The following is a 13086-nucleotide window of genomic DNA, read 5'->3' as shown; positions in this document are numbered from 1 at the left end:
GATTCAGGCCGTGCGCTACGGTCCGCTCTACGCTTCAGCGGTCTACGTACCCTGCACAAAAAGGCCACACAAGATGCGCCAAGTCATCACGCCCTTCGAGCGCGGATCGGCATACCCGGTACAGCCCGGCATGTCCGGATCGCCTTTCGAAGAGCCTGCTCCGGCACCGGTGTTCGTCGACCAGTCGGGTCTGCGCAGCCGTCTGCTGCGGCGCTTCGGCTGGCCGGTCTCCGTGATCGGCGCGATCCTGGCGGCCGCCATGGGCAGCAGCCTGATCGGCATGCAGTCGGACGCCCCGGCGATGGGGATACCGCCGAAGCCCTCGTACATGCCCACCAGGGGACCCGTACTGCCCTCCTGACCCCCGAGGGCGCGGTCCGCGACACGCCGCCCGAAGAGTCCGGCCACCGCGCCGGACGTCGCCACGTCCCACGACATGCCGCGACCGTCGTGCCGCCCGGAGCAACGCCCGCGGGCCTGCCGAGCGTGCCTGATCGTCCGCACCACCCATCTCCAGGAGCGCCCTTGTCCCGCCACCAGCGTCGTCGGCAGTCCCTGCTGAGGCCGCGCCGACTGGCTGCGCCGCCGCTGCGCTTCTTCATGCCGCTGTCCCTGCTGGCCTGCCTGCTCGGGCTCCTCGTCCTGCGGGGCCTCGCCACCAACGAGGCGTTCCACGACACCCGGATCGCGACCTCGGTCGACAAGACGACCGTGCCGGAGAACCTCCTCAAGGGCGGCCCGGTCATCGACGCGCGCGGCGACAAGAACGAGCGCCCGGTGAGTTACCGGATCCCCAACCACACCGTGGTCCTCAGCTTCGACGACGGCCCCTCGCCGGAGTGGACCCCGAAGATCCTGAAGCTGCTCGCGGACCACGACATCCGCGCGGACTTCTTCGTGACCGGTGCGATGACCACGCGCAACCCGGAGCTGATCCGGCAGATCGTCGCGGGCGGCCACGAGATCGGCGTGCACACCTACACCCACCCCGACCTGGCCTACCAGTCCCACACCCGGATCAGCTGGGAACTGGCGCAGACGCAGCTGGCGCTGGCCGGCGTCGCGGGCGTCCACAGCGCGCTGTTCCGCCCGCCGTACTCCTCCGACGCCTCGGCGCTCGACGACTGGAACTACCCGGTGATCAAGTACGTGGGCTCCCACGGCTACCTCACCGCGTTCATCGACCGCGACACCGACGACTGGAAGCGCCCCGGCGTCGACGAGATCGTCAAGGCGGCGATGCCGCGCAAGCCCGGCGCGGGCGAGCTGATCCTGCTGCACGACGCGGGCGGCGACCGTACCGAGACCATCGCCGCGCTCGAGCAGATCATCGAGAAGCTGCAGGCCCAGGGGTACCGCTTCGCCACCATCTCCGAGGCGCTCGGCGCCACCGACGCCACCGTGCCGGTGCACGGCTACCAGCTGTGGGCGGGCAAGGGGTTCATCTGGGCCAGCCAGGCCGCCGTGCTCACCCTGCCGGTGCTGGTCGCCCTCCTCGCCGTCGTCGGCTTCCTCAACTTCGGCCGGTTCGCGCTGATGCTCGTCCTCGCGCCGCTCCACGCCCGGCGCTCCCGGCGGCGGAACGCGTGGGGACCGCCCGTCACCGAACCGGTCACCGTGCTCGTGCCGGCGTACAACGAGCGCGAGTGCATCGCGAACACCCTCAACTCCCTGATCGCCAGTGACCATCCGATCGAAGTGATCGTCATCGACGACGGTTCCACGGACGGCACCGCGGACATCGTCGAGGAGATGAACCTGCCGTTCGTCCGGCTGATCCGCAAGGTCAACGGCGGAAAGTCCAGCGCGCTCAACACCGGCATCGCGGCCGCGTCGCACGACATCATCGTGATGATGGACGGCGACACCGTCTTCGAGCCGTCCACGGTGCGCGAGCTGGTCCAGCCGTTCGGCGACCCGGGGATCGGCGCGGTCGCGGGCAACGCCAAGGTCGGCAACCGCGAGAGCCTGATCGGCGCCTGGCAGCACATCGAGTACGTCCTCGGCCACAACCTGGATCGCCGGATGTACGACATGCTCAACGTCATCCCGACCATCCCCGGCGCGGTCGGCGCCTTCCGCAAGGAGGCCCTGCAGCGGGTCGGCGGGATGAGCGACGACACCCTCGCCGAGGACACCGACATCACCATGGCGGTCCTCTGCGACGGCTGGCGGATCGTCTACGCCGAGCGCGCCCGCGCCTGGACCGAGGCCCCCGCCAGCATCCAGCAGCTCTGGTCCCAGCGGTACCGCTGGAGCTACGGCAGCATGCAGGCGATGTGGAAGCACCGGCGTGCCGTGATCTCCCGCGGACCGGCCGGGCGCTTCGGCCGGATCGGACTGCCGCTCGTCGTGCTGTTCGGCGTGGTCGCCCCGCTGCTCGCGCCGCTGGTCGACATGTTCCTGCTGTACGGCGTGCTGTTCGCGGACGCCCCGATCACCCTCGCCAGCTGGGGCGGCTTCATCCTGCTCCAGGCCGCGCTGTCCTGGTACGCCTTCCGGCTCGACGGCGAGAAGCCCCTGCACCTGATCAGCCTGCCGATCCAGCAGGTGGTCTATCGGCAGCTGATGTACATCGTCCTGTTGCAGTCCGCGATCACGGCGCTGACCGGTGGCCGACTGCGCTGGCAGAAGCTCCGGCGCACCGGCGAGGTCGCCGCCGCACCCGTGGAGGCCTGACCATGACCACATCCTTCGGGTTCGGGGGCACCCAGGACACCGTCCAGCTGCGCGTCCCCGCCGTTCTGCGACAGGAGCCGGAACCGGAGCCGCCGGCACCGTCCCCGCGCAAGGGCGGCCGGGACCGCTATCTCGACCTGCTGCGCGCGCTGGCGCTGGTGCGCGTGGTGCTCTACCACAACTTCGGCTGGTTCTGGCTGCCCATCGTCTTCCCGTCGATGGGCGTGATGTTCGCGCTGGCCGGGTCGCTGATGGCGCGCTCGCTCAGCCGTCCCGCCCTGGGCGTCATCCGGGGCCGTCTGCGCCGACTGCTGCCGCCGATGTGGCTGTTCGGCGCGGTCATGCTCGCCCTGGAGATCGCCGACGGCTGGGGGCCCGACGCCGAGGGGCATCCCGACTGGTGGTGGGGCAAGCTGCTGTTCTGGCTCGTGCCGCTGAGCACTCCGCCGTACGCCGAATCGCTGAACGGCTTCGACCACCTCGTGGGGCAGGGCTGGGCGGTGCAGGTCATCGTCCCGCTCTGGTACCTCCGCGCGTACCTCTGGTACGTCCTGCTCTCACCGTTGATGCTGTGGGCGCTGCGGCGGATGCCGGTGGTGACGCTGTTCGTGCCGCTCGCGCTGGCGATCGTCATGAACACGTTCTTCATCGACCAGGAGTTCATCTACAGCCGGGTCTGGGAGACCGTCAGCGACTTCGCCACCTTCGGCTCCTGCTGGATCCTCGGCATGGCTCACCAGGAGGGCCTGCTCAAGAAGATCCCGCAGTACGTCGTGCCGTCTGTCGCGCCGCTGGTCATGGTGGCCGGCTGGTGGTACCTGCAGACCCGGCCGGTCGACCCGACCGTGCCCACCGACATCGAGAGCTGGCCGATAGCCCAGGCCCTGTGGTCCCTCGGCTTCGTCGCCATCCTGCTCCACGTCAGTCCCTCCTGGGAACAGTGGCCCAAACCGCTGGAACGCTGGAACGGCCTGGTCAGCCTGCTCAACGCACGCGCCGTCAGCGTCTACCTCTGGCACGAGACCGCGTTGGTGGCCGCCATCCCCCTGATCGACCCCCTCTGGTCCGTCGACTTCTTCTACGAGCACGGCCAGTGGCTGCTGACCAGCCAGTGGTTCCCGCTGCTGGTGGCGATCCCCCTGATCGGACTGCTGGTGCTGACCTTCGGCTGGATCGAGGACGTGGCCGCCAAGCGCTCCCCGCGCCTCTTCCCGTACCCGCGCCGCATCCGCGGCAGGCGCCGGGCCGGGTTCTGACACGGCCGCGGCAGTCGTAACCGGCCTTTCGAAGCCGCAGACAGGGGGCCGTTCCGGCAGACGTCCGGGACGGCCCCCTATCGTTGCCCCGCCGGGTGGTCCGCGCCCGTACCGTCCGTACCGCACGCAGCCCGGGAGCCCCCATGCACCGCTTCGACGTCGAGACGCTGACGGCGGGCCGGTGGCGCAACGGCGGGGGCGCCACCCGGGAGATCGTCTCGTGGCCGGTGGGCGCAGAGGAGTTCCGGTGGCGCGCGAGCGTCGCCGACATCGACCGGGACGGTCCGTTCTCGGCGTTTCCCGGGGTCGACCGGACGCTCACCCTGCTGACGGGCGAGGGCGTGCGCCTGACGGCCCCCGGGACGTTCGACCGGACGGCGCGCGCGGAGGAGCCCCTGCCGTTCCCCGGCGACCTGGAGCTGACCGCCGAGCTGCTGGGCGGCGCGTGCCGGGTCCTCAACATCATGGTGCGGCGGGGCCGTGCGGTGGCCCGGGTGGAGCGGGTCACCGGGCCCGTCGTGCGGGCCGGCGGGAGTGCCGGGGTCTTCCACGTGCTGCGCGGCCGGTGGAGCACGGGCCCGGGGGAGGGCCCGCTGGCCGCGGGGCAGGGCGTGTGGTGGGGCGGGGACGACGAGGCGCCGGGCCGAGCGGTCACGCCGCTCTCGCCCGACGCCGCCGCCCTGTGGGCGGACGTCGTGCCGGTGGGATGAGTACGGGTCAGCCGACGGGCGCCGTCGACCGGTCGCCGCCGTCGAGGGCGGCCGGGTGCACGGTCTCGGCGGGCGGGTCGGCGGTGCGCCGCACCCACAGCCAGTACAGGGCCGCGGTGACGGTCAGGCCGACGATCCACGAGATGTCGGCGCCGCCGAGCCTCTTGGTGATCGCGCCGGTGTACAGCTTCGTGGCCAGGAACGGGACCTGCACGGCGACGCCCACGACGTAGCAGGTCAGCGCGGTGACGTTCCAGCGTCCGTAGCGGCCGTCCGGGTCGTACAGGGCGGGGATGTCGACGCGCTCGCGGGACACCAGGTAGTAGTCGACCAGGTTGATCGCGCTCCACGGGGTGAACACCATCAGGATCAGCAGCACGAAGTTCTTGAAGTTGTTCAGGAAGTCGGCGCTGGCGGCCAGGGCGATGCCGACCGACACGGCGGTGAAGCCGACGATGTAGGCGGCGCGGGCGGCGGCCGAGATCCGTGAGCGGCCGTCGAAGGCGGTGACGGTCGTCAGGATCGACATGAAGCCGCCGTACGCGTTGAGGCAGTTGACGGTCAGCTTGCCGACCACGATCACCAGGTAGACGAGGAAGGCGAGGGCCGCGGGTCCGGCCAGGTCGCCGAGGAAGCCCACCTGGTCGGGGAGGAAGGCCTCGCCCGCGACGGCCGCGGTGAGCGCCCCGAGGGTCATGGCCCACTGGGAGCCGATCACGGAACCGGCGAACGTGGACCAGAACGTCGCGCGCGTGCCGGTGTCGCGCGGCAGGTAGCGCGAGTAGTCGGCGACGTACGGGCCGAAGGTCAGCTGCCAGCCGGCGCCGAGCCCGACGGCGAGCAGGAAGGTCGCGGCCTCGAAGCCCTTGTTCCCGACGTGCGCGCCGACGTCGTACCGGGTGAACAACCGCACGAGCAGATAACCGAGGCCGAGCACCCCGGCGACGGTGGCGACCCGGCCGGCGGCGTGGATGAGCCGGTATCCGGTGACGGCGACCACGGCGGTCAGCACGCCGAAGACGAGGATGCCGACCCGTGTGTCGTCGATGTGCAGCAGCTCGGACAGGGCCTGGCCGGCCAGGACGCTGCCGGTCGCGGCGAAGCCGAGGTACATGAGGATGACGAGGAGCAGCGGCAGGACCGCGCCGCGGACGCCGAACTGCGCACGGCTGGAGATCATCTGCGGCACGCCGAGGCGCGGGCCCTGCGCGGAGTGCAGCGCCATGACGATGCCGCCGAGCACGTTGCCGATCAGCAGCGCCGGTATCGCCCAGAGGGCGTCGGCGCCGAAGACGACGGACAGGGCGCCGTCGACGATCGCGGTGATCTGCATGTTGGCGCCGAACCACAGCGTGAACTGGCTGCGCGGCGTGCCGTGCCGCTCGGCGTCGGGAATGACCTCGATGGTGCGCCTCTCCATCGAGAGTCGTTCCCCGGGGGCGTGTTGGACCGGCATGTCGAAGACCTCTCCCGGCGGCGATTCCTGTGGATCAGGACGGACCGCGGCCGTCGACCGGCACCGCGGTGCGCCGAATCTCGCATAGAGGCCAACAAGGATCAATACTCTGAATGAACAATTTCAGCAGCTGGACACGGTCCGGCCCCGTCCGCCGTGCGGGCCCGGGTCACGAGGGCGTTCGGCCCCGCTGGGAGGCGATCAGGTCGCGGTACCACGCGAAGCTCGCCCGGGGCGTGCGGCGTCCGGTGGCGAAGTCGACCTCGACCAGCCCGAAGCGCTGGTGGTAGCCCTCGGCCCACTCGAAGTTGTCGAGCAGCGACCAGGTGAAGTAACCGCGCACGTCCACTCCCCGGGCCACGGCGTCCGCGACGGCGGTGAGGTGCCCGGCGAGGTAGTCGACCCGCTCCCGGTCGTCCGTCCCGGCCGGCTGCGAGCAGCCGTTCTCGGTGATCCACACCGGAGGAAGGGCGTCGCCGTAGCGGTCTCCGAGGCCGGTGAGCAGCTCCGTGAGCCCGTCGGGGACGACCGGCCAGCCGAACGCGGTCCGCCGGTACGGCTCCTGGGGCTCGGCCAGGTCGAAGGGGAGCCGCGCCGCCGGATCGGCCGGGGCGGTCACCCAGGTCGGGTTGTAGTAGTTGACGCCCAGTCCGTCGAGCGGCGCGGCGATGGTGGCGAGGTCGCCGTCGCGCACCACTCCTCCCCAGCCCGGGTCGGTCATGCCGTAGGCCGAGAGGTCGGGGTAGGTCCCGAGCAGGACCGGGTCGTTGAAGAGGCGGTTGTGCAGGACGTCGTACGCCGAGGCCGCCGCCGCCGCCGCGTCCGCGTCCGACCGGGCGTCCGCGCGCAGCCGTACGGGCGTGCAGTTGTTGGCGATCAGCACCTGGCCGTCCGGGACGGCGGCCCGCAGCGCCGCGGTCGCGAGGCCGTGGCCGAGCAACTGGTGGTGCGCGACGGGCAGGGCGCCGAGGAGCAGGGCGCGGCCCGGGGCGTGGACGCCGAAGCCGTAGCCGTAGGACATGTGCACGAAGGGCTCGTTCAGGGTGATCCACCGCTTCACCCGGTCGCCGAGCCGGTCCGCCGTCACCGCCGCGTACTCGGCGAACCGGTGCGCGGTCTCCCGGTTCAGCCACCCGCCCTCGTCCTCCAGGGCCTGCGGCAGGTCCCAGTGGAAGAGGGTGGGGGTCGGTTCGATCCCGGCGGCGAGCAGCGCGTCGACCAGCCGGTCGTAGAAGTCGAGCCCGCGCGGCTCCACCCCGCCCGCGCCGGACGGCAGGACGCGCGGCCAGGAGACGGAGAAGCGGTACGCGTCGAGCCCGAGGCGGCGCATCAGCGCCACGTCCTCGTCGAACCGGTGGTAGTGGTCGCAGGCGACGTCGCCGGTGTGGCCGTCGCGGACGGCCCCGGGGCGTCGCACGAAGGCGTCCCAGACCGACGGCCCCTTGCCGTCCTCGTCGGCCGCGCCCTCGATCTGGTACGCGGCGGTGGAGGCCCCCCAGACGAAGCCGGCCGGGAGCCGGGGGAGTCGGGTGGGGTCGGTGGGGCTGGTCGTCACGGGAACCTGCCTTCGCTGCCGGCTTGCCGTCCGAGGTGGGCCGCACCGTAACATGAACACTTGTTCATGTTCTATGTGTCGGCGCGGCCGCGCTCGGGACGGCCTCGACCCCGGCCCGGCTGCGCGCCCGCTGGGGCTGTCCGAGCCCGCGCGCCCGTGCCTCCCGCTCCGTCGCTCCCGTCGCCCCACGGCTCCCCGCCACCCCACGGCTCCCCGCCACCCCGCGCTCCCCGCCACCCCGCGCTCCCCGCCCTCCCGGCGCCGGGAGGCGTATTCTCTATCGCCAATCCGCGTTGTTCCTAGAATGGTCCGATGGAGGACATCGACGCGATCGCGGTGCTGCAGGATCCTGTGCGGCGCCGCCTGTACGAGTACGTGGTGGCGCAGGGCCGCGAGGTCGGCCGCAACGAGGCCGCCGAGGCGACCGGGGTGGCGCGGACGCTCGCCGCGCACCATCTGGACAAGCTGGCCGGGGCCGGGCTGCTGGAGAGCGGCAGCCGCCGCCTGTCGGGGCGGTCGGGACCGGGGGCCGGCCGTCCGGCCAAGGTGTACACGCGGGCGCGGGGCGAACGGTCGGTGTCGCTGCCCGCCCGTGACTACCGCACCGCCGCCGAACTGCTCGCCGAGGCCGCCGAGCGGGCCGGGCTCGACGCCGGTCTCTGCGCGGCGGCGCGTCGCCGGGGTGAGGCCCTGCGCGGTCCGGCGGGACCCTGCGGAGGCCTCGAAGAGGCGCTGGAGACGCTGGCGGCACGCGGCTACGAGCCGTACCGGGAGGAGGTCGAGGGGGAGGCCGCGGGGGTCGTCCGGATGCGCAACTGTCCCTTCCACGCCGTCGCCGAGAGCTTTCCGCCCCTCGTCTGCGGCATGAACCTCGCACTCCTCGAAGGGCTGTTCGGTACGGAGGGGCCCGTGCGCGCCCGCATGGACGCCCGGCCGGGGGAGTGCTGCGTGGTGGTCGAAGCTTCTAAAAACAATATCGATTGACATAGAAAAGCGGTGCGTGCTGGGATGAGGCCATGACCACGGCCCGGCACTCCGCCCACCTCGCCCAGCTCAACGTCTCCAAGCTCCTCCACCCCCTCGACGACCCGCGCACGGCGCCGTTCGTCGAGATGCTCGACCCGGTCAACGCCGCCGCCGACGCGGCGCCCGGCTTCGTGTGGCGGCTCGTCGGCGAGGGGGAGGCCGACGCCACCGGCCTGCGCCCGCTGGGCGACGACGTCATCGTCAACCTGTCGGTCTGGGAGACCCGGGAGGCCCTGTGGGACTTCGCCTACCGCAGCGGGCACCTGGAGGTCGTGCGGAAGCGCCGTGACTGGTTCCACCGGCACGTCGAGGCGCACCTGGTGCTCTGGTGGATCCCCGCCGGGCACGTCCCGACCGTCGACGAGGCCGTCGGACGGCTGGCGGACCTGCGGGCGCACGGCCCGTCCCCGCGCGCCTTCACCTTCGCCTCCTCCTACACCGCCGCCGAAGCCGCCGCGCACACGCCGGACGAGGACCCGGCGGCGGTCTGAGACGGCCGTCAGCCGAATTCGGGGACGGAGTGGGCCGGGGCCGGGGCGGCCGCGACGCGCTGGACGATCGTGTGCGCCGAGTGGCCGCCCGGGGCGGCCGGGCCGTTCGTGGTCGCGACCGCGATGGCCGGCCGCCGGGACGGCAGATGCGCCCGGGACGCCGAGTGCCCGAAGAACAACGGGCGCGGGGACACCCGGTCGCCGAGCACGAGCAGCCCCGGGCCGTAGCGGGTCGCCTCCGTCCGCGCGAACATCACCCGTCGGGCCCGCGCACCGCCGCCGGGGGCGTGCCGTCGCCGCCGCGTCCGCCGTACGGGCAGCGCGGCGGCGGTGCCGGTACGGGACCGGGTCAGCCGGCGGTCTCGCGGACCGCCTCCTCGATCAGGTCGACGACCTCCTCCGCCCGCGAGGCCAGGGAGGCGTGGCTCGCGTCGAGTTCGACGGTCCTGCGCGGGTTCATGCGCCGGGCCATGCGGCGCTCGTTGTCGGGGTGGATCATGCGGTCCTCGGTGGACACCTGGTACCAGACGGGCTTGTTGCGCCAGGCCGGCGCGGTGACGTTGTCGCCGAAGGCGGAGGCGAGCGGCGCCTTCTGGGTGACGGCCATGACGAGCGCCTCGTCGGGCGCGAGGTCCTGGGCGAAGCTCTCGTGGAACTTGTCCTGCCTGAGCCAGAGGTAGCCGTCGGAGTCGGGAGCGAGGTTCTCGATGGCGGCGGGCGGCAGCTCCTGGCTGATGCCGCCCGGGCTCTCGCCGGCGTCCGGGGCGAAGGCGGCGACGTAGACGAGCGCGACGACGTTCGGCAGGTCACCCGCCTCGGTGATGACCGCGCCGCCGTAGGAGTGGCCGACGAGGACCACCGGACCGTCCACCTGCTGGATCATCTTCCGGGTGCGTTCGGCGTCGTCGGCGAGGGAGGTGAGCGGGTTCTCGACGGCGCGGATCCTGTCGTGGCCGCGCTTGTTCAGCTCGACGATGACGTTCGCCCAATGGGCGGCGCCGCCCCAGAAACCGTGGACCAGGACGATGGTGGGCTTGTCGGCCATGCTTCTCCTCCTTCGTACGGGGGGTCGCTCCAGGCGAGTCTCACGGACGGTGACCGACACGGCGCGGTGCGCCGTCCAGGGGAGTGACGACCCCGCTCCGGCCGCCCCGCGGGGGAGTGGGCGCAGGGCCCGCGGGGTAGCCGCCCGGCATGTCCGGGAGGTGACGACCCCATGCCCGCCACGACTCCGCGGAGCCCCACGCACCGGCCCCGGCCGCTCGGCGACTACGCGCTGCTCGCCGACGGCGAGCGCGCCGCGCTCCTGGGGCCCGACGGGGACCTCGTGTGGCTGTGCGTCCCCGGCTGGGACGACCCCGCGGTCTTCTCCGAACTCATCGGCGGCGCGGGCGCCTTCCAGGTGCGTCCGGAGGAACCGTGGCGCGTGGCCGAGGGCGCGTACCACGACGGCTCCCTCGTGTGGACCGGCCACTGGACCCTCGGGGACGGCGTCGTCGAATGCCGCGACGCCCTCGCCGCACCGGCCGACCCCCACCGCGCGACGGTGCTGCGCCGCCTCCACGCCGTGAAGGGCACGGCGGCCGTCACCGTACGGCTCGCCGTGCGCGGCGGCTACGGCGCGGACCCGCCCCTGCTGCCGCACCGCACCGGCCCCGACACCTGGGAGGCCGCCCGCGGCGGGCTGCGGACACGGCTGCGCGGCCTCGCGGACGCCCGCGTCGGCCCCGGCGGCGAGCTCACCGCCCGGCTGACCCTGCCCGAGGGCGAGCGGCACGACCTGGTCCTGGAACTCTCCGACCGCCCCCTCGGCACCCCCGTGCCCCCCGAACGGGCCTGGCGCGACACCGAACGGCACTGGACCGCGGCGGTCCCCGACTGCACGGCACTGCCCGCGGCCCGCGACGTCCGCCAGGCGTACGCCGTCCTCACCGGCCTCACCCACCCGCGCACCGGGGCGATGGTGGCCGCCGCCACCACCTCGCTCCCCGAGCACACCGGCTCCGAGCGCGACTACGACTACCGGTACGCCTGGCTGCGCGACCAGTGCTACGCGGGCCTCGCCGTCGCCGCCCACGGCCCCCACCCGCTCACCGACGCCGCCGTGGCCGTCGCCACCGCGCGCGTGCTCGCCGACGGCGACCGGCTGCGACCCGCGTACCGCGTCGACGGACGGCCCGTGCCCGACGAACGGACCCTGCCGCTCAGCGGCTACCCCGGCGCGGCCGACCGCGTCGGCAACCGGGCGGGGCACCAGTTCCAGCTCGACACCTTCGGCGAGATCCTCGAACTGTTCGCCGCCGCGGGCCGTCAGGACCGGCTCGACACGGACGGAGTCAAGGCCGCGTACACCGCCGTCTCGGCCCTGGAGGAGAACTGGACGCGCCCGGAGGCGGGCCTGTGGGAACTGCCGCCGGCGTGGTGGACGCACTCGCGGCTCGCCGCCGTGTGCGGGCTGCGGGCCGCCGCCAGGGACATCCGCCCGCCCGACGCGGACCGCTGGCGGGACCTCGCGGACCGGATCCTCGCCGAGACCCGCCGCCGCTGCCTCCACCCCTCGGGGCGCTGGCAGCGCGCCGCCGGCGACCCGCGCCCCGACGCCGCCCTGCTGCGGCCACTGGTCTCCTCGGCCTGGCCGCCCGGCGACCCGACGCTCACCGCCACCCGCCGGGCCGTGGAGCGGGAACTCACCGAGGACGGCTTCGTCTACCGCTTCCACGACGACGACACCACCCGGCTCGGAGGCTCGGAGGGCGCCTTCCTCCTCTGCGGCTTCCTCATGACGGCCGCCTGCCGCGCGGAGGGCCGACCGGTCGCCGCGGCGCGGTGGTTCGAGCGCACCCGCAGCGCCGTCGGCCCGCCGGGCCTGTTCTCCGAGGAGTACGACGTCCGGCGCCGCCGTCTCCGCGGCAACCTCCCCCAGGCCTTCGTCCACGCCCTCCTCCTGGAGAACGCGGCCCGGTGGGCGACGGAGGCCGACGGCGACGGAGAGGGACAGGGACAGGGACAGGGACAGGGATAGGGCTCACGCCCCGCCGGGCCCGTCACGCGTCCCGCCAGACCCCCTCCGTCAGCTCGTGCGTCAGCTTCGTCAGCCGCTCGCGCGCCTCGGCGTCGTACGCCTGCTCGTGGGCCCGGGCATCGGTGAACCGGTCGAAGTAACGGCCGGTGACCGTGGCCAGGTCCGGGTCCAGGAGCAGCCGTACGGTGGGGCGGACGCCCTCCTCCGTGGTGGTCGCGGGCGCGAAGCCGTAGGCGCGGAGGCCGGGCGTGTCCATCAGGTGGGCGGGGTGGAGGGCGTTCACCGTGACGCCGGTGCCCTCCAGCTCGGCCGCCAGCTCGAAGGTCGCCATGATCATGGCCAGCTTGCTCCGGCAGTAGGCCCGCAGGCCCTCGTAGCCCCGCTCCAGCATCACGTCGTCGAGATCGACGGCCTCCTGGCCCATGGAGGCCACGTTGACGACCCGCGCCGGAGCCGAGGCGGTGAGCAGGGGCAGCAGGGCGCGGGTGAGCGCGTACGGCGCCAAGTGGTTCACCGCGAAGCGGAGTTCGTGACCCTGACCGCTCAGCTCCCGGACGAGCGGCCGCGAGCCGCCGCCCGCCACCGCGTTGTGGATCAGCCCGTCGAGGTGCGGCTCCGCCGCCCGGATCCGGGCGGCCATCGCCCGCACCTGGTCCAGGTCGGAGAGGTCGGCGAGATGGGTGCGGACCGTGGTGCCGGGCCCCGCGGCCCGGGCCTCGGCGGCCACGGCACCGAGCCGCTCGGCGTTCCGGCCGTGCAGGAGGAGGGTGCCGCCGCGGGGCGCCAGATCGAGCGCGAGAGCGCGCCCCATCCCCGTGGTGGCGCCGGTGATCAGAGTGGTGTGCTGGGTCATGGGACGACGGTGGCAGTGCCCGGCGCCCCGAGGGAGTG

The 13086-nt window shown here is 73.1% G+C and carries 12 protein-coding genes; 7 read left to right on the top strand and 5 right to left on the bottom strand.

Annotation, left to right across the window (positions count from 1 at the left end; all coding sequences use genetic code 11):
* Positions 1-130: 130 nt before the first annotated feature.
* The 4 genes from IE180_RS31260 to IE180_RS31245 all read left to right on the top strand — a co-directional run bounded on the left by IE180_RS31260 (position 131) and on the right by IE180_RS31245 (position 4645).
* The gene (locus IE180_RS31260) at positions 131-361 is read left to right on the top strand and encodes a hypothetical protein (protein ID WP_190160323.1); all 231 of its coding nucleotides are present in this window, start codon (positions 131-133) and stop codon (positions 359-361) included.
* Positions 362-525: 164 nt separating this feature from the next.
* Complete coding sequence (locus IE180_RS31255; protein ID WP_506005097.1) at positions 526-2679, top strand: bifunctional polysaccharide deacetylase/glycosyltransferase family 2 protein; 2154 nt, start codon at positions 526-528, stop codon at positions 2677-2679.
* Positions 2680-2681: 2 nt separating this feature from the next.
* Complete coding sequence (locus IE180_RS31250) at positions 2682-3935, top strand: acyltransferase family protein (RefSeq protein WP_190160322.1); 1254 nt, start codon at positions 2682-2684, stop codon at positions 3933-3935.
* A 143-nt stretch (positions 3936-4078) separates the two neighbouring features.
* The gene (locus IE180_RS31245) at positions 4079-4645 is read left to right on the top strand and encodes a HutD/Ves family protein (RefSeq protein WP_190160321.1); all 567 of its coding nucleotides are present in this window, start codon (positions 4079-4081) and stop codon (positions 4643-4645) included.
* 7 nt (positions 4646-4652) lie between these two features.
* Here IE180_RS31245 and IE180_RS31240 read toward each other — a convergent pair whose 3' ends face one another.
* Both IE180_RS31240 and IE180_RS31235 read right to left on the bottom strand, forming a co-directional pair.
* Entirely contained in the window at positions 4653-6101 is a 1449-nt protein-coding gene (locus IE180_RS31240) for a purine-cytosine permease family protein (RefSeq protein WP_190160320.1), read from the bottom strand.
* A 169-nt stretch (positions 6102-6270) separates the two neighbouring features.
* On the bottom strand, positions 6271-7656 hold the full coding sequence (locus IE180_RS31235; RefSeq protein ID WP_229861080.1) for a GH1 family beta-glucosidase: 1386 nt from the start codon (positions 7654-7656) through the stop codon (positions 6271-6273).
* Between the two features lie 312 nt (positions 7657-7968).
* Here IE180_RS31235 and IE180_RS31230 point away from each other — a divergent pair, with 312 nt between their 5' ends.
* Both IE180_RS31230 and IE180_RS31225 read left to right on the top strand, forming a co-directional pair.
* Positions 7969-8640, top strand: a complete 672-nt coding sequence (locus IE180_RS31230) for a helix-turn-helix transcriptional regulator (RefSeq protein ID WP_190160319.1) — start codon at positions 7969-7971, stop codon at positions 8638-8640.
* 32 nt (positions 8641-8672) lie between these two features.
* Positions 8673-9173 carry a DUF3291 domain-containing protein gene (locus IE180_RS31225; protein WP_190160318.1) on the top strand — a complete coding sequence of 167 codons (501 nt, stop codon included), beginning with the start codon at positions 8673-8675 and terminating at the stop codon, positions 9171-9173.
* An 8-nt stretch (positions 9174-9181) separates the two neighbouring features.
* Here IE180_RS31225 and IE180_RS31220 read toward each other — a convergent pair whose 3' ends face one another.
* A complete protein-coding gene (locus IE180_RS31220) occupies positions 9182-9427 on the bottom strand; it encodes a hypothetical protein (RefSeq protein ID WP_190160317.1) in 246 nt (81 codons plus the stop codon).
* 95 nt (positions 9428-9522) lie between these two features.
* On the bottom strand, positions 9523-10218 hold the full coding sequence (locus IE180_RS31215) for an alpha/beta hydrolase (RefSeq protein ID WP_190160316.1): 696 nt from the start codon (positions 10216-10218) through the stop codon (positions 9523-9525).
* 171 nt (positions 10219-10389) lie between these two features.
* On the opposite strand from IE180_RS31215, the gene IE180_RS31210 reads away from it, so the two are divergent.
* Complete coding sequence (locus tag IE180_RS31210; RefSeq protein WP_190160315.1) at positions 10390-12195, top strand: glycoside hydrolase family 15 protein; 1806 nt, start codon at positions 10390-10392, stop codon at positions 12193-12195.
* 22 nt (positions 12196-12217) lie between these two features.
* Here the strand turns inward: IE180_RS31210 and IE180_RS31205 are convergent, their stop codons facing one another.
* Positions 12218-13048, bottom strand: coding sequence for an SDR family NAD(P)-dependent oxidoreductase (locus IE180_RS31205; protein WP_190160314.1), 831 nt, complete (start codon positions 13046-13048; stop codon positions 12218-12220).
* Positions 13049-13086: the final 38 nt, after the last annotated feature.

The organism is Streptomyces litmocidini (assembly GCF_014649755.1).
Classification (GTDB): Bacteria; Actinomycetota; Actinomycetes; order Streptomycetales; family Streptomycetaceae; genus Streptomyces; species Streptomyces litmocidini.
This window is presented reverse-complemented; position numbering and strand designations above follow the sequence as displayed.